Consider the following 17,501-nt stretch of genomic DNA (forward strand, 5'->3'; position numbering starts at 1 on the left):
GGACATGTGAAGGCGCAGGTGATGCCGGGGGGACCCGGCCGCCCGGCGTGGCAGCGTGTGCTCGTGACCGGCGGGGCGGGGTTCCTGGGGTCGCACCTGTGCGGCCGACTGCTCGACGCCGGGTACGAGGTCGTGTGCCTGGACAACCTGTCCACCGGCTCACCGGCGAACACCATGGAACTCGAACGTGAGAGCGGTTTCCGGTTCGTGTCCGCCGACGCCACCGATCCGGCCGCCTGGCGGGCCCTGCCGGGCCGCTTCGACCTCATCCTGCACTTCGCCTGCCCCGCCTCCCCCGTCGACTACCTGCGGCTGCCCCTGGAGACCCTCGACGTCGGCAGCAACGGCACCCGGCTCGCCCTGGAACGCGCCCGGCGCGACGACGCCCGGTTCCTGCTCGCCTCCACCTCCGAGGTGTACGGCGACCCGCTGGAGCACCCGCAGCGGGAGGGCTACTGGGGCAACGTCAACCCGATCGGGCCGCGCAGCGTGTACGACGAGTCCAAGCGGTTCGGCGAGGCGCTGGTCGCCGCCCACCGCCGGGTGCACGCCACGGACGCCGCGATCGTCCGCATCTTCAACACCTACGGGCCCCGGATGCGCACCGGAGACGGCCGCGCCGTGCCCACCTTCGTCGCCCAGGCGCTGGACGGCGCCCCGCTGACCGTCGCCGGGGACGGCAGCCAGACCCGCTCCCTGTGCTACGTCGACGACACCGTGGACGGCATCCTCGCGCTCGCCGCGTCCGGCGCGCCCGGACCGGTCAACATCGGCGGCGATGACGAGATCACCATGCTGGAGCTGGCCCGCCACATCGTCGACCTCACCGGGTCGCGCTCCCCGATCCGGTTCGTGGACCGCCCCGTCGACGACCCCGGGCGCCGCCGCCCCGACACCCGGCTGGCCCGGGAGCTGCTGGGCTGGCGGCCACGCGTCGACTGGCGCGACGGGCTGGAGCGGACCGTGGGCTGGTTCACGGAGTCGGTCGCCGCCTGACTGGCAGACCTCCGCTCTCCCTCCGCTCTCCCTCCCCCTCACTGGTCACAGAGCGTAGTAATTCGGCTCAAACGGGTTGAAGCTGTCTTCAAGCGTTTGAGACAGCCCCAAAAAGGCACTCGCCTGAGCCGAGTCCCCCGCACGCCGTACGGGACGGAGCCCCCCATGCGCATCCTTGGTATCAACGCCCTGTTCCACGACCCGGCCGCCGCCCTGGTCGTCGACGGCCGGACCGTCGCGGCGGCCGAGGAGGAGCGCTTCAGCCGCCGCAAGCACGGCAAACGCCCGGTGCCGTTCTCCGCCTGGGAACTGCCCGAGCTGTCCGCCCGCTGGTGTCTGGAGCACGGCGGAGTGCGCGCCGACGAGCTGGACGCCGTCACGTACTCCTACGACCCGGCGCTCGCCCGGCCCGCCCGCGACCTGGGCCTGAACGACCCGTGGGACCCGCTGCGCCAGGAGTACGCGCGCCGCGCCCCCGAGTTCCTCGCCGAGGCGCTGCCGGGACTCGACCCGGAGAAGGTCGTCTTCGTGCCGCACCACGTGGCGCACGCCGCCTCCGCCGCCCCCGCCTCCCCGCACCCCGACAGCGCCGTCCTCGTCCTGGACGGCCGGGGCGAGGCCGCCTCCCACCTCGCCGGGCGCTACCAGGACGGCCACCTGCGCACGCTGGCCGCGCAGGCGCTGCCGGACTCCCTCGGCCTGGTCTACGAGGAGCTGACCGAGCACCTGGGGTTCCTGCGCAGCAGCGACGAGTACAAGGTCATGGCGCTCGCCTCCTACGGCAAGCCCCGCTTCCTCGACCAACTGCGCCAGTACGTGCACGCCACCGGCGACGGCGGCTTCCGCGCGCACGGCGTGGAGTGGGCCGAGCTGGCGCCCGCCCGCGACCCGGGCGAGCCCTGGTCGCAGGACCACGCCGACCTCGCCGCCAGCACCCAGGCCGTCCTGGAGGAGACCCTCCTGGAGCTGGTGACCTGGCTGCACACCGAGGCGGGCGGCGACGCCCTCGCCATGGCGGGCGGCGTCGCGCTGAACTGCGTCGCCAACTCGAAGATCGCCGCGCGGGGCCCGTACCGGCACGTGTGGGTGCAGCCCGCCGCCGGGGACGCCGGGACCGCCCTCGGCGGCGCCCTGCACCTGAGCGGGCGGCCCGAGCCGATGCCGGGCGCCGACCTGGGGCGCGGCTGGCGCGACGAGGAGCTGCGGGCCTGGCTGGACGCCGCCGCCGTACCGTACGAGCGGCCCGACGACATCGCCGAGACGGTCGCCGAGGAGCTGGCCCGGGACGGGGTCGTCGCCTGGTTCCAGGGCCGGAGCGAGTTCGGGCCGCGGGCGCTCGGACACCGGTCGCTGCTCGCCCACCCGGGGCGCGCGGAGAACCTGGAGCGGCTGAACAGCGTCAAGGGGCGCGAGGAGTTCCGGCCCGTGGCGCCCATGGTGCTGGCCGAGCGGGCGCCGGAGCTGTTCGAGGGGCCGATGCCGAGCCCGTACATGCTCTTCGTGCACGACGTCGTACGGGAGTGGCGGGACCGCATCCCCGCCGTGGTGCACGTCGACGGGACCGCCCGCATCCAGACCGTCGACGAGCGGCGGGAGCCGCTGGTGGCGCGGATGCTGCGCGGCTTCGAACGGCGCACCGGGCTGCCCGTCGTCGTCAACACCAGCCTCAACACCGCCGGTCGGCCCATGGTCGACGACCCGCGCGACGCCCTGGAGTGCTTCGGCTCCGCGCCGGTGGACCTGCTGGCCATCGGGCCGTTCGCGGTGCGCCGGGCGCGGGCCTACGAAGGGGGCGGCCGGGCATGACGACCGACTACGCCGTGGTGGTCCCCACCCTGGTGCGGGACACCCTCGCCGACTGCCTCGCCGCGCTCGCCGCCGCGACCGGGCCCAAGCCGCGGGAGATCGTCCTCGTCGACGACCGGCCCGACCCCGACCGCGCCGACCTCCAGCACCCGCTGAGCGTCCTCGGTGACCTGCGGGACCGCACGACCGTGCTGCGCAGCGGGGGACGGGGGCCCGCCGCCGCCCGCAACACCGGCATCCGCGCCGTCGCCTCGCCGTGGGCCGCGTTCCTCGACGACGACGTGCAGGTCGGCCCGCACTGGTGCGAGCAGCTCACCCAGGACCTCGACGAGGCGGGCCCCGACATCGCGGGCGTCCAGGGCGTCATCGCCGTACCCCTGCCCGGGGCGCGCCGCCCCACCGACTGGGAACGCAACACCGCCGCCCTCGCGCAGGCCCGCTGGATCACCGCCGACATGGCCTACCGCACCGACGCCCTCAAGCAGGTCGACGGCTTCGACGAACGCTTCCCGCACGCCTTCCGCGAGGACGCCGACCTCGCGCTGCGCCTCCTCGACGCGGGCTGGCGCATCCGGCAGGGCCGCCGCACCACCCGGCACCCGGTGCGCCCCGCCGACCGCTGGGTCTCCCTGCGCTCCCAGCGCGGCAACGCCGACGACGCGCTGATGCTGCGGCTGCACGGGCCGAACTGGTGGCACCGGGCGGTCGCGCCGCGCGGACGGCTGCGCGGGCACCTCGCCGTCACCGCGGCGGGCGCCGCGGCCCTGGCGCTGGCGCTGGCCGGGCGCCGCGGGGCCGCCACGGCCGCCGCGACCGGGTGGGCGCTCGGCACCGCCGAGTTCGCCTGGTCGCGGATCGCGCCGGGGCCGCGCACCCGCCACGAGGTCACGACCATGGCCGTCACCAGCGCGCTGATCCCGCCGCTGGCGAGCTGGCACTGGCTGACCGGGCGGTGGCGGTACCGGGACGCGCCGCCCTGGCGGGAGGTGGCGCGATGACCGTGCGGGCCGTGCTGTTCGACCGGGACGGCACCCTCGTCGAGGACGTCCCCTACAACGGCGACCCGGCGCTCGTCCGGCCGGTCCCCGGGGCCGAGGCCGCACTGGCGCTGCTGCGGTCGCGGGGCGTGCGCACCGGCGTCGTCACCAACCAGTCCGGGGTCGCCCGCGGGCTGCTCACCGAGGGCGAGGTGCGCAAGGTCAACGAGCGGGTCGACGAACTCCTCGGACCGTTCGACGTGTGGGCGGTGTGCCCGCACGGGCCCGACGACGGCTGCCACTGCCGCAAGCCCGAGCCGGGGCTCGTGCTGTGGGCCGCGGGACGGCTCTGCACCGACCCCGCCGACTGCGCCGTCGTCGGGGACATCGGCGCCGACGTCGAGGCCGCCCGGCGGGCGGGCGCGCACGGCATCCTCGTACCGAACGGGACGACCCGGCCGGAGGAGACGGCCGCCGCCGACCACGTGGAGCCCGACCTCGCCGCCGCCGTATGGGCGCTGCTCGCCCCGCAGACCTCCGGGAGGCCGGTGTGAAGGCCCTCGTCGTCCGGCTGGACAGCTTCGGGGACGTCCTCCTCGCCGGGCCCGCCGTCCGCGCCGTGGCCGCCCGCGCCGACACGGTGACGGTGCTGTGCGGTCCGCTCGGCGCGCCCGCGGCCCGGATGCTGCCCGGCGTCGACGAGGTCGTCGTCTGGGACGCCCCCTGGGTCGGCTTCACGCCGCCGCCGGTGCGCCCCGCCGAGATCACCGAACTGACCGGGCGGCTGCACGCCGACACGGCGCTGATCCTGACCTCCTTCCACCAGTCCCCGCTGCCCACCGCCCTGCTGCTGCGCCTCGCCGGGGTCGCCCGGATCGCCGCGGACAGCGAGGACTACCCCGGCTCCCTGCTCGACGTGCGCCACCACCGCGCCCCGCACGCCCACGAGGTGGAGGCGGCGCTGGAACTGGCGGCGGCGGCCGGGTTCCCGGCCGTGGACGACGGGCTGCCGCGGGTGCTGCCGCCGCCGGACACCACCGCGCTGACCGGCGCCGGGCCGTACGTCGTCGTCCACCCCGGCGCGAGCGTCCCCGCCCGCGCCTGGAGCGCCGGGCGGTGCGCCGAGGCCGTCGCCGAGCTGACGGCGGCCGGGCACCGGGTGGTGGTGACCGGCGGCGCGGGGGAGCGGGAGCTGACCGCGCGGGTCGCGGGACCTGGTGGGCTGGACCTCGGCGGGCGCACCGGCGCCCCCGAACTCGCCGGGGTGCTCGCCCGCGCCGCCGCCGTCGTCACCGGCAACACCGGGCCCGCGCACCTCGCCGCCGCCGTCGGCACCCCCGTGGTGTCCCTGTTCGCCCCCGTCGTACCCGCCGAACGCTGGCGGCCCTACGGCGTCCCGTACGTGCTGCTCGGCGACCAGGACGCGCCGTGCGCCGACAGCCGCGCCCGCACGTGTCCCGTGCCGGGCCACCCGTGCCTGGAGACGGTGACCGCCCAGGACGTCCTGGTCGCAGTGGAGAAGGTGATGCAGCAGTGAGGATTCTCATCTGGCACGTGCACGGCTCCTGGACGACGTCCTTCGTGCGGGGCCCGCACACCTACCTGGTCCCCGTCACCCCCGACCGCGGACCCGACGGCCTCGGCCGCGCCCGCACCTTCGACTGGCCGGACAGCGTGGTGGAGGTGGCGCCGGAGCGGCTGCGGGACACGGACATCGATGTCGTCGTCCTCCAACGCCCCCACGAACTCGCCCTCGTCGACCAGTGGCTCGGCCGCCGCCCGCCGCTGGTCTACCTGGAGCACAACGCCCCGCACGGGAACGTCCCCGACACCCGGCACCCGGCCGCCGACGTCCCCGGCGTCACCCTCGTCCACGTCACCCACTTCAACCGGCTGATGTGGGACAACGGCACCCTTCCCACGGAGGTGATCGAACACGGCGTCGTCGACCCCGGGCACCGCTGGACCGGGGAGCTGCCGCGGGCCGCCGTCGTCGTCAACGAACCCGTACGCAGGGGCCGTACCACCGGCACCGACCTGCTGCCCGACCTCGCCCGCGCCGCGCCGCTCGACGTGTTCGGCATGGGCACCGAGCGGCTCACCACCCTGCCCGAGCCCTGCCGCACCCACGAACTGGTGCAGGCCGACCTGCACACCGAGATGGCCCGGCGCCGCCTCTACCTGCACCCCGTGCGCTGGACCTCCCTCGGGCTGTCCCTGCTGGAGGCCATGTTCCTCGGGATGCCGGTGGTCGCGCTCGCCACCACCGAGGTCACCGAGGCGGTGCCGCCCGGCGCCGGGGTGGTCTCCAACCGCATCGACGTACTGACCGACGCCGTACGGGACTTCGTCGCCGACCCGCTGCACGCGCGCGTGGTCGGGGACGGCGCCCGCGCGGCGGCACTCGCCCGCTACGGGCTGACCCGTTTCCTGGACGACTGGGAGCGGCTGCTGAAGGAGGTGACCCGATGAGGATCGCCATGGTGTCCGAGCACGCGAGCCCGCTCGCCGCGCTCGGCGGCCCCGACGCCGGGGGCCAGAACGTGTACGTGGCCCGCCTCACCGAGGAACTGGCGCGGCGCGGCCACGACGTGACCGTCTACACCCGGCGCGACTCCGCCGACCTGCCGGTGCGGGTGCCGCTGCCCGGCGGCGGGACCGTGGAGCACGTGCCCGCCGGACCGGCCGCGCCGCTGCCCAAGGACGCGCTGTTCGAGCACATGTCCGGCTTCGGCGCCTACCTGGCGCGCGCCTGGGACCGGGACCGGCCCGACGTGGTGCACGCCCACTTCTGGATGTCCGGCATGGCCGCCCAGCTCGGCGCCCACCCGCACGCCATCCCGGTCGTGCAGACGTACCACGCCCTCGGCACCGTCAAGCGGCGCCACCAGGGCCGCCGGGACACCAGCCCGTACGAACGCATCGGCGTGGAGCGGCACATCGGCCGCACCTGCCACCGGGTTCTGGCGACCTGCACCGACGAGGTGTACGAACTCGCGGACCTCGGCGTGCCGCCCCGGCAGGTGTCCGTGGTGCCGTGCGGCGTGGACGTGGAGCACTTCCGGCCCGGCACCGGACGCGACAAGGGCGTCCCCGGCCGCCACGAGCGCTACCGGCTGCTGTCCTGCGGACGGCTGGTCCGCCGCAAGGGCTACGACCAGGCCATCCGCGCGCTCACCCGGATACCCCGCGCCGAACTCCTCATCGCGGGCGGCCCGCCGCCCGGACTCCTCGACACCGAACCCGAGGCGGAGCGGCTGCTGCGGCTCGCGGAACGGCACGGCGTCACCGACCGGGTGCGCCTGCTCGGCGCCGTCGACCCGGCGCGGATGCCCGCCCTGATGCGCAGCGCCGACCTCGTGCTGTGCACCCCCGTCTACGAGCCCTTCGGCATCGTCCCGTTGGAGGCCATGGCGTGCGGCGTGCCCGTCGTCGCCACCGACGTCGGCGGGCACCGCGACTCCGTCGCCGACGGCGTCACCGGACGCCTCGTCCCCTACGGCGACCCCGGCGCGCTGGCCGCCGTCACCCGGGAACTCCTCAACGACCCCGAACTGCGCCACCGCTACGGCGACGCGGGCCGCGAACGCGTCCTCGCCCGCTTCACCTGGCAGCGGGTCGCGGACGGCGCCGAGCAGGTGTACCGGCACGTCACAGTCGGGCACGCGATGTCGACGGAGGTGGCGTGATGAGCGTCGAGGCCAACCCCCTGGTCGCGCACTGCGACGAACTGAGCGACGCCATCGCGGAGTTCCGCCGCTCGGTGGCGGTCACCCAGCGGTGGGGCGAGCGACTCGCGACGGTGCTCGGCGGCGGCGGGCGGCTGCTCGCCGCGGGCAACGGCGGCAGCGCCGCGCAGGCCCAGCACCTGACCGCCGAACTCGTCGGCCGCTACCGCGCCGACCGCCCGCCGTTCTCCGCGCTCGCCCTGCACGCGGACACCTCCAGCACCACCGCCATCGCCAACGACTACGGCGTGGACGAGGTGTTCGCCCGGCAGGTCCGCGCCCACGGCCGCCCCGGCGACGTGCTGGTGCTGCTGTCCACGTCCGGCGCCAGCGCCAACCTGCTGTCCGCCGCCGACGCGGGCCGCGCGGCGGGCTGCGAGGTGTGGGCGCTCACCGGGCCCGCGCCCAACCCGCTGCTCGCGGGCAGCGACGAGGCCCTGTGCGTGGCCGCCGGGTCGACGGCGACCGTGCAGGAACTCCACCTGGTCGCCGTCCACATGGTCTGCGAGGCGTTCGACGCGGCCCTCGACAACGCCGACGGGAGGGCCGATGACTGACCGGGCACCCCTCGTCGTGGTCGGGGACGCCCTCCTCGACCACGACCTCACCGGAACCGCCGAGCGGCTCGCCCCCGACGCGCCCGTCCCCGTCGTCGCCGACTGCGCGCGACGGCGGCGGCCCGGCGGCGCCGCCCTCACCGCCTACCTCGCCGCCCGCGACGGCCGCGACGTCACCCTGGTCACCGGCCTCGGGGACGACGAGGCCAGCCAGGAACTGCGCCGACTCCTCGACGGCCACGTGGAGGTGGTGCCGCTGCCGCTTTCCGGCGCGCTGCCCGAGAAGACCCGGGTGCTCGCCGGGGACCGGCCGGTGGTCCGGCTCGACCGCGGCGACGGCCGGACCCGGGAGGCCACCGACGCCGCCCGCGACGCGGTCCGTGACGCCCCGGCCGTCCTCGTCTCCGACTACGGCCGGGGCGCCGCCGACGCCCTCCGTGACGCCCTCGCCGCGCACCCGCCCCTCGTCTGGGACCCGCACCCGCGCGGCGGCCCGCCCGTGCCCGGCACCCGGCTGGTCACCCCGGCGGAGCAGGAGGCCCGCGCCTTCGCGGAGGCCGGGGAGGGCCTGCGGGCCGTCGCGCACGGCGCCGCCACGCTCGTACGACGCTGGCGGGCCGCCGCCGTCACGGTCACCCTCGGCCCGCGCGGCGCCCTGCTCTCCTACGGCGAGCACCCCCTGCTCGTCCCCGCGCCCGTCGCCCACCACGGCGACGCCTGCGGCGCGGGCGACCGGTTCGCCGCGACCGCCGCCGGGCTGCTCGCCGACGGGGCGCTGGTGGAGGAGGCGGTGGCGGGCGCCGTGACGGCGGCCACCGAGTTCGTCGGGGCCGGGGGAGCGGGCGCGGCGCTGCGCCGGGAGCGTGCCGTCCTCCCGGCCGCCGACCCGTACGCCCTCGCCGCACGGGTGCGCGCCACCGGCGGCACGGTCGTCGCCGCGGGCGGCTGCTTCGACCTGCTGCACGCCGGGCACGTCGGCCTGCTCCAGGCCGCCCGCCGCATCGGGGACTGCCTCATCGTGTGCGTCAACTCCGACGCCTCGGTGCGCCGCCGCAAGGGCGACGGGCGTCCCGTCAACCCGCTCGCGGACCGGGTGCGCGTGCTGCGGGCGCTCGCCTGCGTCGACTCCGTCGCCGTCTTCGACGAGGACACCCCCGAACGCCTGCTGGCCGACCTGCGGCCCGACGTCTGGGTCAAGGGCGGCGACTACGCGGGCGCCGACCTGCCCGAGGCCGCGCTGCTTGAGGAGTGGGGCGGGCAGGCCGTCCTGCTGCCGTACCTGGACGGCCGCTCGTCGTCGGCGCTGCTGGCGCGGGCGCTGGAGGGGACGCGGGCCGGGGGCGCCCCGTGAGGCCCCGGCTCCTCGTCCTGCGCGCCCTGGGGCTCGGTGACCTGCTCGCCGGGGTGCCCGCGCTGCGGGCGCTGCGGCGCGGGTTCCCCGACCACGAGGTGGTGCTCGCCGCGCCCGCCGGGCTGGCGCCCGTCGTCCAGGCGTCCGGCGCCGTCGACCGGCTGCTGCCCGCCGCCGCGCCGGGCCGTGCCGTGCCCCGGACGCTGGCGTGGACCGGGCCGCCGCCCGACGTCGCCGTGGACCTGCACGGCAACGGGCCGCCCAGCCACCGCCTGCTCCAGGGCCTTGGCCCACGCCGCCTGTTCGCCTTCGCCCACCCGGACACCCCGGAGATCGACGGCCCGCCCTGGTACGCCGAGGAACACGAACGTGACCGCTGGTGCAGGCTGCTGACCGCCTACGGCATCCCCGCCGACCCGGCCGACCTGCGGCTGCCGCGCCCGCCCGGACCCTCACCGGCGCCCGGCGCCGTCGTCCTGCACCCCGGCGCCGGGGCCCCGTCCCGGCAGTGGCCCGTCGCCCGGTACGCCACCGTCGCCCGTGCCCTGCGCGAGCGGGGGCACCGGGTCGTGGTCACCGGCGGCGCGGGCGAGGTCGGCCTCGTGGCCCGGCTCGGCCAGCGGGCCGGGCTGACCGGCGCCGACCTGTTCGGCGGCACGCTCGGCCTGCCCCGGCTGTCCGCGCTGGTCGCCGACGCGCACGCCGTGATCAGCGGCGACACCGGCATCGCCCACCTCGCGGTCGCCCACGGCACCCCCTCGGTGACCCTCTTCGGCCCCGTACCCCCGAGCCGCTGGGGCCCGCCCCCGCACCCCCGCCACCAGGCCCTGTGGCACCCGGGCCCGGACGGCGACCCGCACGCCGACCACCCCGACCCGGCGCTGCTGCGCATCGCGCCGGGCGAGGTCCTGGACGCCCTCGCCCGCGCCGGACAGCCGACCACGGCCCCGGCCCACGGGCCGCGACCTCCGGACCGGCAACCGGCGCCCTGAAGCGACCGGCCCGGTACCGCGCGGACGGCGTCCCCCTCGCGCTCGCCCGCACCGGCCCCCGCCCCCGACCCCTTGGACCGGCCACCGTCATGAGCACCGCACGCGTCGGCGTGGCCATCGCCACCCGCAACCGCTCCGACCGACTCGCCGTCACCCTCCGCCACCTCCTCGCCCTCCCCGAACGCCCGCCCGTCGTCGTCGCCGACAACGCCTCCACCGACGGCACCCGTGCCCGGATCGCCCGGGAGTTCCCGCAGGTCAAGGTGGTCGCCCTGCCGTCCAACCGGGGCGCCCTGGCCCGCACCCACGCCGTCCGCGCGCTGGACACGCCGTACGTGGCGTTCAGCGACGACGACTCCTGGTGGGCGCCCGGCTCCCTCGCCCGCGCCGCCGAGCACTTCGACGCCCACCCGAGGCTCGGGCTGCTCTCCGCCCGCACCCTCGTCGGCCCCGAACAGACGCCGGACCCGCTCAACGACGTCCTGGCGGGGTCGCCGCTCGGACCGGCGTCCGACCTGCCCGGCACCCAGGTGCTCGGCTTCCTCGGCTGCGCCGCCGTCGTCCGCCGGGCCGCCTACCTCGACGCGGGCGGCTACCACCACCTGCTGTTCATCGGCGGCGAGGAGACCTGCCTCGCCTACGACCTCGCCGCCCGCGGCTGGGGCGTCGTCCACTGCCCGGACGTCACCGCCCACCACCACCCGGCGACCGAGCCCCGCCCGGAGCGCCCGGCGATGGTCCGCCGCAACGAGGTCCTCACCGCCTGGCTGCGCCGCCCCGTGCCGCACGCCGTCGCCCGCACCTGCCGACTCGCCGCCGAGGCCCGCCGCCAGGCCCCCGCCCGGCGCGCCCTGCGGGAGACGGTCACCCGGCTGCCCGCCGCCCTGCACGCCCGCAGCCCGCTGCCCCCGCACCTGGAGCGCGCGGCCCGGCTGCTGGAGGAGACGAGCCCATGACGCCGCCGGAGGAGACGAGCCCATGACCGACCCGCGCACCAGCGTCGTCATCATCACCCACAACCGGCGCGCCGAACTCCTGCGCACCCTCGACCGGCTCGCGGAACTCCCCGAGCGACCCGAGGTGTTCGTCACCGACAACGCCTCCACCGACGGCACCGCGGACGCCGTACGCCGCCACCACCCGCGGGTGCGGCTGCTGCGCGCCGCCAGCAACCTCGGCGCGGTCGGCCGCAACGCCGCCGTCCGCCAGGTCCGCACGCCCTACGTGGCGTTCTGCGACGACGACTCCTGGTGGTCGCCCGGCGCGCTGTCCGGCGCCGCCGACCTGCTCGACCGGTACCCGGCGCTCGCCACGGTCACCGCCCGGATCGTCGTCGAACCGGACGGCACCGACGACCCGATCGTGGCGGAACTGCGCGACTCGCCCGTGCCCGGCCCGTCCTGGCTGCCCGGCCCGGCGCTCGGGTCCTTCCTCGCCGCCGCGACCGTGCTGCGCGCCGACGCCTTCCGCACCGCGGGCGGCTTCCACCCCCGGCTGTGGCTGGGCGGCGAGGAGGAGCTGCTCGCCGCCGACCTCGCGGCGAACGGCTGGTGGCTGACGTACGCCGACCACCTGACCGCCCACCACCAGCCGTCGGCGCTGCGGGACTCCACGGTGCGGCGGGCGCACGGCATCCGCAACACCCTGTGGTTCACCTGGCTGCGCCGCCCGGCCGGGCCCGCGCTGCGCCGCACCTGGCACCTGGCCCGCACGGTCCCCCGCGACACCACGTCCCTGCGCGGCTTCGCCGAGGCCGCCGCCGCACTGCCGTGGGTGCTCCGCGAACGCCGGGTCCTCCCCGCCGACGTCGAGTCCCGACTGCGCACCCTCGAACACGCCCAGCGCGTCTCCACGGCCCGCCGCTACGTCGGCTGAACGCACGGGACCGGCCCGCGGAGGCTGAGATACGCACGGCCCGGCCAGCGGAGCCACGTCGCGTGCCCTCAGGCGCGCGAACGCCCCGCCGCCAGCGGTTCCTCCAGCGCGGCCAGCAGCCCGTCCGCGCTGTCCGGCAGCGCCCCTTCCAGGAACTCGGCGCGCACCTGGCGGGCGGCCACCCGGCCGGAGGTCAGGCACCACTGCCACCAGCGCTCCAGCAGGCGGGCGTCCAGCCGTTCGGCGGCGATCAGCGCGGGCCAGCCGCAGGCGCGGGCCTGGGCCGACACCTTGGCGCCGCCCGCGACCGGGTCGACGACCAGCGCCGGGGTCCCGGCGCGCAGCGCCAGCACCAGCCCGTGCAGCCGGTCGGTGACGACCAGGTCGAGGCGGGCCAGCACGGACAGCAGTTGGCCCGGGGTCGCGCTCAGGCGCCAGTCGTGGGTGTCGAGCCGGGTGTCCAGCTCCAGGCGCGCGCAGTCCCGCTCCCCGAGCCAGCGCGTCACCGTGCGGGCCACCTCGTCGTGCCGCCGCTGGGGGCCGTACTCGTGCTGGCCGTGGGTGAGGACCACCCCGACGACGGGCCGTACCGGCACGGCGGGCGCGCGGGCCGACAGGTCCTCCACGGGCGGGACGGCGGGGGCGTCCCGCGCCAGCACCCGGTGGAACCCGGCCACCGCCGGGCTGCCCGGGTCGACGACGGACGTGCCGACCGCGATCCGCACACAGTGCGCGAACCGCCGGTGCAACGCCTCGACCTGCGGCCCGTGCAGCGGCCCGCACACGAACACCAGATGGGAGTAGTCCTCGGGGCGCACCTCGTCCAGGTGCAGCGCCCCCGCCCGGAAGCCGGGGCTCCACACGACGTCGTACCTGGTGCGCGCCCCGCGCAGCACGTCCTCCACCCGGCGCAGCGCCAGCACGTCCCCGGCGGTGGCCTCCCCGTCGCGGAAGCTGAACCACCCGACCACCAGGACCCGGGTCTCACGCGTACTCACAGTGCCGACCGGGTGCCCCACCCGCGCCGTCCGCAACCCCCGTCACGGCTCCCAGTACGCCAGCCGGTGCAGCGCCGCGGCGGTCCGCTCGAAGCCGCCGTCGCCGAGCAGTTCCCGCAGCTCCCCGTTGAAGCGGTCGATCTCCGGCTGTACGGCGGTCAGCGCGGCGGCCCCCTCGTCGGTCAGCTCCAGGACGACGGCCCGGTGCTCGCTCGGGTGCGGGCGCCGGGCCACCAGCCCGGCCCGGGTGAGCCGCCCGACCAGCCCCGTCACCGCCGACTCCCGCAGCCCCAGCACCCGGGCCAGCCCCTGCTGGGTGATCCCGGGCTCGTCGCGTACGGCGAACAGCGCGCCGAGCTGGGCGGTGGTGACCCCGGCGGCGGCCAGGCAGCGCCGGTCCACACCGGTGCGCAACTGGTGCGCCGCCCGCTGGAGCAGGAAGTACAGACGCTGGTCGTCGGACATGGGTCGATGTTGACAGACGCCGGGTTCGCGCGGGAAGGTCCCTCACGAAGCTCAGTTCACCAGTGAAGTCACCTCTGAAGTGACCATGGTCCTGACTCTCCGCGGGAAGTGAGAAGCGATGACTGTGCACGCCCTCGACGACCTGGCGTCCGCCCAGAAGGTGCTGGCCGCCCAGCCGTTCAGCGAACTGCTCGGCGCCCGGCTCGTCGCCTTCGGCGACGGTGAGGCGGTGCTGGAGCTGGACGTCCGGGACGCGCTGCGCCAGCAGAACGGCTTCCTGCACGGCGGCGTCCTCGGCTACGCCGCCGACAACACCCTCACCTTCGCCGCGGGCACGGTCGCCGGGACCGGCTGATCACCGCCGGGTACTCCGTCGACTTCCTCAGGCCCGCCGACGGCGTCCTGCTGCGCGCCCACGGCCGCGTCGTCCGCGCGGGCCGCACCCGGGTGGTCAGCCGCTGCGACCTGACCTCCGTGGCCGCCGACGGCACCGAGACCCTGTGCGCGGTGGCGCAGGGCTCCGTCGCGGTGCTGCCCCCGGCCGACGACTGAGGGACGGGGCCGTCCGGGCGTACCGCATCCGGGCACGCCGTGGAACGGGAAGGGTCTGTAGCGACCGGAGCGAACCGGCGAGAGCCGGGGAAGAGGTGCCGCCGTGGCAGTTCCCGAGACCGTGACCACCAGTGCGCTGCGGGGCCGTACGGTCGTCGTGACCGGCGCGGCGCGCGGGGTCGGCGCCGCCGTCGCCCGTGCCGCCGCCCACCGCGGCGCCCGGGTCGCCCTGCTCGGCCACGAGCGTCGGCAGTTGGACGCCGTGGCCGCGACCCTGCCCACCCCGGCCATCACGGTGGAACTCGACATCACCGACGCCCCGGCGCTGCACCGCGCCGCGCGCCGGGTGCGCGCCGAGCTGGGCACGCCGTCGGTCGTCGTCGCCAACGCGGGCATCGCGGAGGGCGGCCCGTTCGCCCTCGCCGACCTGGACCTGTGGCGCCGGGTGATCGACGTCAACCTCACCGGCAGCGCGTTCACCGCCCGCGCCTTCCTGGCCGACCTGGAGCACACCAAGGGCTACCTCCTCCAGGTCGCCTCGATGGCCGCGTTCGGCGCCGCGCCGCTGATGAGCGCCTACTGCGCCTCCAAGTCGGGCGTGGAGGCGTTCGCGCACGCCCTGCGCGCCGAGGTCGCCCCGCAGGGCGTCGCCGTCGGCATCGCCTACCTGGGCTGGACCGACACCGACATGGTGCGCGACGCCGACCGCCACCCCGTACTGCGGGAGCTGCGGCGGCACATGGGACCGGCCCGGCGGCTGCACTCCGCGGACGACGTGGCCGACCGGCTCGTCCGTACCGTGGAGCGCCGCCGCACCGCCGTGTACGTCCCCGGCTGGCTACGCCTCGGCCAGGCGGCGCGGGCCGCGCTGCCGCCGGTGGTGCTGCGGGTGTCCCGGCGGGAGCTGCCGCGGCTGTCGGCGCGCGAGCCGTTCCTGCCGACCGGCAGGCTGGGCGCGGGCGGGCACGCGGACGCCCGGACCCCGTGAGGCTACGGGGGTCCCTGGGCGCGGGCGACGAGTAGGGCCACGTCGTCGTGGTCGTCGGGGTGGCGCAGGCCGTGCAGGAGCAGGTCGCAGGTCTCCTCCAGGGAGCCGTGGGGTTCGGTGAGGAAGCCGAGGAGGACGTCGAGGCGGTCGTCGATGGGGTGGTGCCGGGTCTCCACCAGGCCGTCGGTGTAGAGGACCAGCAGGTCGCCGGGGCCGAGGTCGACGGTGGTGGTCCCGAAGGCGACGCCGCCGACGCCGAGCGGGGCCCCGGCGGGCAGGTCGAGCAGCGCGGGCGCTTCGCCGCGGCGGACCAGCGCGGGCGGCATGTGACCGGCGTTGGCGATCCGGCAGGCGCCGGTGGCGGGGTCGTAGACGGCGTAGACGCAGGTGACGATGTAGTGCTCCAGATCGCAGGTGATCTTGTCGAGGTGCTGGAGCACCTCCCCGGGCTCCAGGTCCAGGTCGGCGTAGGCACAGGTCGCGGTCCGCAGGCGGCCCATGGTGGCGGCGGCGTCGATGCCGTTGCCCATCACGTCCCCGACGACAAGGACGGTCTTGTCGTCGGCCAGCGGGATCACGTCGTACCAGTCGCCGCCGACCTCGCTGGTGGCCTGGGCGGGCTGGTAGCGGGAGGCCAGCTCCAGGCCCGGGTGGTGCGGCGGGTGGTCGGGCAGCAGGCTGCGCTGGAGGGTGAGCGAGGTGTTGCGCACGCTCTGGAACCAGCGGGCGTTGTCGATGGCCACCGCCGCCCGCCCGGCCAGCTCACAGGCGAGCAGCACGTCGTCCTGGTCGAACGGGACCGGGTTGCGGGTGCGTTTGAGGTCCAGGACGCCGAGCACCTCGCCGTGCGCGATCAGCGGCACCGCCAGGTAGGAGTGCACGCCCGCGCGGGCCAGCAGCGCGCTCGCCTCGGCGTCCCGCGCGATCCGCGGCAGGTCGTGGCGGCCGACGCGCGCCACCAGCACCGGGCGCGCGGTGTGCACGCACAGCGTGACCAGGCGGTCCCCGTCGTACGCGGCCAGGTCGCCCGGCGCGTCGGCCGCGTTCAGCGCGACCGTGGGGTGCGCCGCCTTCAGGGCCAGCGCCCGGAACAACTCCGGGCCGTTGTCCGGTTTGCGGGCCCGGCGGCAGGCCAGCGCGGCGTCCAGGATGTCCACGGCGGCCACGTCCGCGAGTTCGGCGGTGGCGATGTCGGCCAGCTCACGGGCGGTCTGGTCGACCTCCAGGCTGGTGCCGACCTTCGCGGAGGCGTCGGCGATCAGCGCCAGGCGGCGCCGGGCCCGGTCGGCCTCGCCCGCGGCGCGGTGCCGCTCGGTGACGTCGACGACCGAGGTGGCCGCGCCCAGCACCCGGCCGCCGGGGTCCTCAAGCCGGTAGAACGACAGTGACCAGGCGTGCTCCTGGTCGGGGTCGGCGGGCGGGCGGCCCACGTGGTACTGGTCGAGCAGCGGCGTCCCGGTGGTGAGCACCTGGCGCAGCGCCGACTCCACCGTGTCCACGTCGGGCAGCGCCGGGGTCTCCCGCAGGTGGCGGCCGATGTGGTCCTCGGCGGGGATGCCGTCGATCCGCTCCAGCGCCGGGTTGACCAGGCGGTAGCGCAGCTCGGGGTCCATCAGGGCGAGCCCGATGGGGGACTGGTTGATCAGCCGCTCGCACAGCGCGAGGTCGGTCTCGACGCGTTCCAGCAGGGCGTGGTCGGCGGCGATGCCGAGGGCGTAGACGTCACCGACGTCGTCCGTCAGCCGCATGTTGCGGAACTCCGTGAGCCGGGTGGAGCCGTCCTTGTGCCGGACCGGGAACGCCCCGGCCCAGCTCCGGCCGGTCTCCAGCACCTCCGCGAACAGGCTCATCACCGCCTGGAGGTGCTCGGGGTGGATGAACAGCCGCGCCGCGTACTTGCCCAGCGCCTCGTCCGCGCGGTACCCGAACAGCTCCCCGGCCTGCGGGGTCCAGAACACGATCCGGCCGTCGGAGTCGAGGACCACCGCGGCCACGCTCAGCACGTCCAGCAGACCGGTCGGCCGGGGCGGCTCCGCGCCGAACCCGCCGTCCTCGCCGTCCGCGGGCCGGAAGGATCCCGCTGTCATGGCAGCACCTCCTCCACCGGTCGGCGTCCCACGCCCCCCGGGTTCCGACCACCGCCCCTTCCATGCTCCTCCCGCCCCTCCGTCTTCGCCCCGCAAGCCACCGCAAGCCGCACCAAGGGCTCGAACCGC

At 76.5% G+C, this 17,501-nt stretch carries 16 protein-coding genes and 1 pseudogene; 14 read left to right on the forward strand and 3 right to left on the reverse strand.

Annotation, left to right across the window (positions count from 1 at the left end):
- Positions 1–21: 21 nt before the first annotated feature.
- From ACFQZ6_RS28455 to ACFQZ6_RS28510, 12 genes are all read left to right on the forward strand, one after another.
- Complete coding sequence (locus ACFQZ6_RS28455) at positions 22–996, forward strand: UDP-glucuronic acid decarboxylase family protein (protein WP_381618706.1); 975 nt, start codon at positions 22–24, stop codon at positions 994–996.
- Between the two features lie 165 nt (positions 997–1,161).
- Positions 1,162–2,802 (forward strand): carbamoyltransferase family protein, encoded by a 1,641-nt coding sequence (locus ACFQZ6_RS28460; RefSeq protein WP_381614467.1) that lies wholly within the window; start codon positions 1,162–1,164, stop codon positions 2,800–2,802.
- The gene (locus ACFQZ6_RS28465) at positions 2,799–3,800 is read left to right on the forward strand and encodes a glycosyltransferase family 2 protein (RefSeq protein WP_381614470.1); all 1,002 of its coding nucleotides are present in this window, start codon (positions 2,799–2,801) and stop codon (positions 3,798–3,800) included. The genes ACFQZ6_RS28460 and ACFQZ6_RS28465 overlap by 4 nt, the downstream gene beginning before the upstream one ends.
- Complete coding sequence (locus ACFQZ6_RS28470; RefSeq protein WP_381614473.1) at positions 3,797–4,333, forward strand: D-glycero-alpha-D-manno-heptose-1,7-bisphosphate 7-phosphatase; 537 nt, start codon at positions 3,797–3,799, stop codon at positions 4,331–4,333. Before ACFQZ6_RS28465 ends, ACFQZ6_RS28470 begins: the two co-directional genes overlap by 4 nt.
- Positions 4,330–5,316 carry a glycosyltransferase family 9 protein gene (locus ACFQZ6_RS28475; RefSeq protein ID WP_381614476.1) on the forward strand — a complete coding sequence of 329 codons (987 nt, stop codon included), beginning with the start codon at positions 4,330–4,332 and terminating at the stop codon, positions 5,314–5,316. The genes ACFQZ6_RS28470 and ACFQZ6_RS28475 overlap by 4 nt, the downstream gene beginning before the upstream one ends.
- A complete protein-coding gene (locus ACFQZ6_RS28480) occupies positions 5,313–6,251 on the forward strand; it encodes a glycosyltransferase (protein WP_381614479.1) in 939 nt (312 codons plus the stop codon). The genes ACFQZ6_RS28475 and ACFQZ6_RS28480 overlap by 4 nt, the downstream gene beginning before the upstream one ends.
- Positions 6,248–7,468: a glycosyltransferase gene (locus tag ACFQZ6_RS28485; RefSeq protein ID WP_381614482.1), complete on the forward strand. Its 1,221-nt coding sequence runs from the start codon at positions 6,248–6,250 to the stop codon at positions 7,466–7,468. The genes ACFQZ6_RS28480 and ACFQZ6_RS28485 overlap by 4 nt, the downstream gene beginning before the upstream one ends.
- Positions 7,468–8,064, forward strand: a complete 597-nt coding sequence (locus tag ACFQZ6_RS28490) for a D-sedoheptulose-7-phosphate isomerase (protein WP_381614485.1) — start codon at positions 7,468–7,470, stop codon at positions 8,062–8,064. Before ACFQZ6_RS28485 ends, ACFQZ6_RS28490 begins: the two co-directional genes overlap by 1 nt.
- Complete coding sequence (gene rfaE2, locus ACFQZ6_RS28495; protein WP_381614487.1) at positions 8,057–9,415, forward strand: D-glycero-beta-D-manno-heptose 1-phosphate adenylyltransferase; 1,359 nt, start codon at positions 8,057–8,059, stop codon at positions 9,413–9,415. The genes ACFQZ6_RS28490 and rfaE2 overlap by 8 nt, the downstream gene beginning before the upstream one ends.
- Positions 9,412–10,407 carry a glycosyltransferase family 9 protein gene (locus tag ACFQZ6_RS28500; protein ID WP_381614490.1) on the forward strand — a complete coding sequence of 332 codons (996 nt, stop codon included), beginning with the start codon at positions 9,412–9,414 and terminating at the stop codon, positions 10,405–10,407. Before rfaE2 ends, ACFQZ6_RS28500 begins: the two co-directional genes overlap by 4 nt.
- Positions 10,408–10,496: 89 nt before the next feature.
- The gene (locus ACFQZ6_RS28505; RefSeq protein WP_381614492.1) at positions 10,497–11,363 is read left to right on the forward strand and encodes a glycosyltransferase family 2 protein; all 867 of its coding nucleotides are present in this window, start codon (positions 10,497–10,499) and stop codon (positions 11,361–11,363) included.
- Positions 11,364–11,385: 22 nt separating this feature from the next.
- On the forward strand, positions 11,386–12,282 hold the full coding sequence (locus ACFQZ6_RS28510; RefSeq protein WP_381614495.1) for a glycosyltransferase family 2 protein: 897 nt from the start codon (positions 11,386–11,388) through the stop codon (positions 12,280–12,282).
- Positions 12,283–12,350: 68 nt separating this feature from the next.
- On the opposite strand, the gene ACFQZ6_RS28515 is transcribed toward ACFQZ6_RS28510, so the two are convergent.
- Together ACFQZ6_RS28515 and ACFQZ6_RS28520 are read right to left on the reverse strand one after the other, a co-directional pair.
- On the reverse strand, positions 12,351–13,280 hold the full coding sequence (locus tag ACFQZ6_RS28515) for a polysaccharide pyruvyl transferase family protein (RefSeq protein ID WP_381614498.1): 930 nt from the start codon (positions 13,278–13,280) through the stop codon (positions 12,351–12,353).
- 42 nt (positions 13,281–13,322) lie between these two features.
- Positions 13,323–13,745 (reverse strand): MarR family winged helix-turn-helix transcriptional regulator, encoded by a 423-nt coding sequence (locus tag ACFQZ6_RS28520; RefSeq protein WP_381614501.1) that lies wholly within the window; start codon positions 13,743–13,745, stop codon positions 13,323–13,325.
- Positions 13,746–13,863: 118 nt separating this feature from the next.
- On the opposite strand from ACFQZ6_RS28520, the pseudogene ACFQZ6_RS28525 reads away from it, so the two are divergent.
- Together ACFQZ6_RS28525 and ACFQZ6_RS28530 are read left to right on the forward strand one after the other, a co-directional pair.
- Positions 13,864–14,297, forward strand: a pseudogene (locus tag ACFQZ6_RS28525) (PaaI family thioesterase).
- 121 nt (positions 14,298–14,418) lie between these two features.
- Positions 14,419–15,285: an SDR family oxidoreductase gene (locus tag ACFQZ6_RS28530; protein ID WP_381618709.1), complete on the forward strand. Its 867-nt coding sequence runs from the start codon at positions 14,419–14,421 to the stop codon at positions 15,283–15,285.
- Between the two features lie 2 nt (positions 15,286–15,287).
- Here ACFQZ6_RS28530 and ACFQZ6_RS28535 read toward each other — a convergent pair whose 3' ends face one another.
- Positions 15,288–17,372: a SpoIIE family protein phosphatase gene (locus ACFQZ6_RS28535; protein WP_381614504.1), complete on the reverse strand. Its 2,085-nt coding sequence runs from the start codon at positions 17,370–17,372 to the stop codon at positions 15,288–15,290.
- Positions 17,373–17,501 lie beyond the last annotated feature (129 nt).

It is taken from the genome of Streptomyces flavalbus, assembly GCF_042674625.1.
Taxonomy (GTDB): domain Bacteria; phylum Actinomycetota; class Actinomycetes; order Streptomycetales; family Streptomycetaceae; genus Streptomyces; species Streptomyces flavalbus.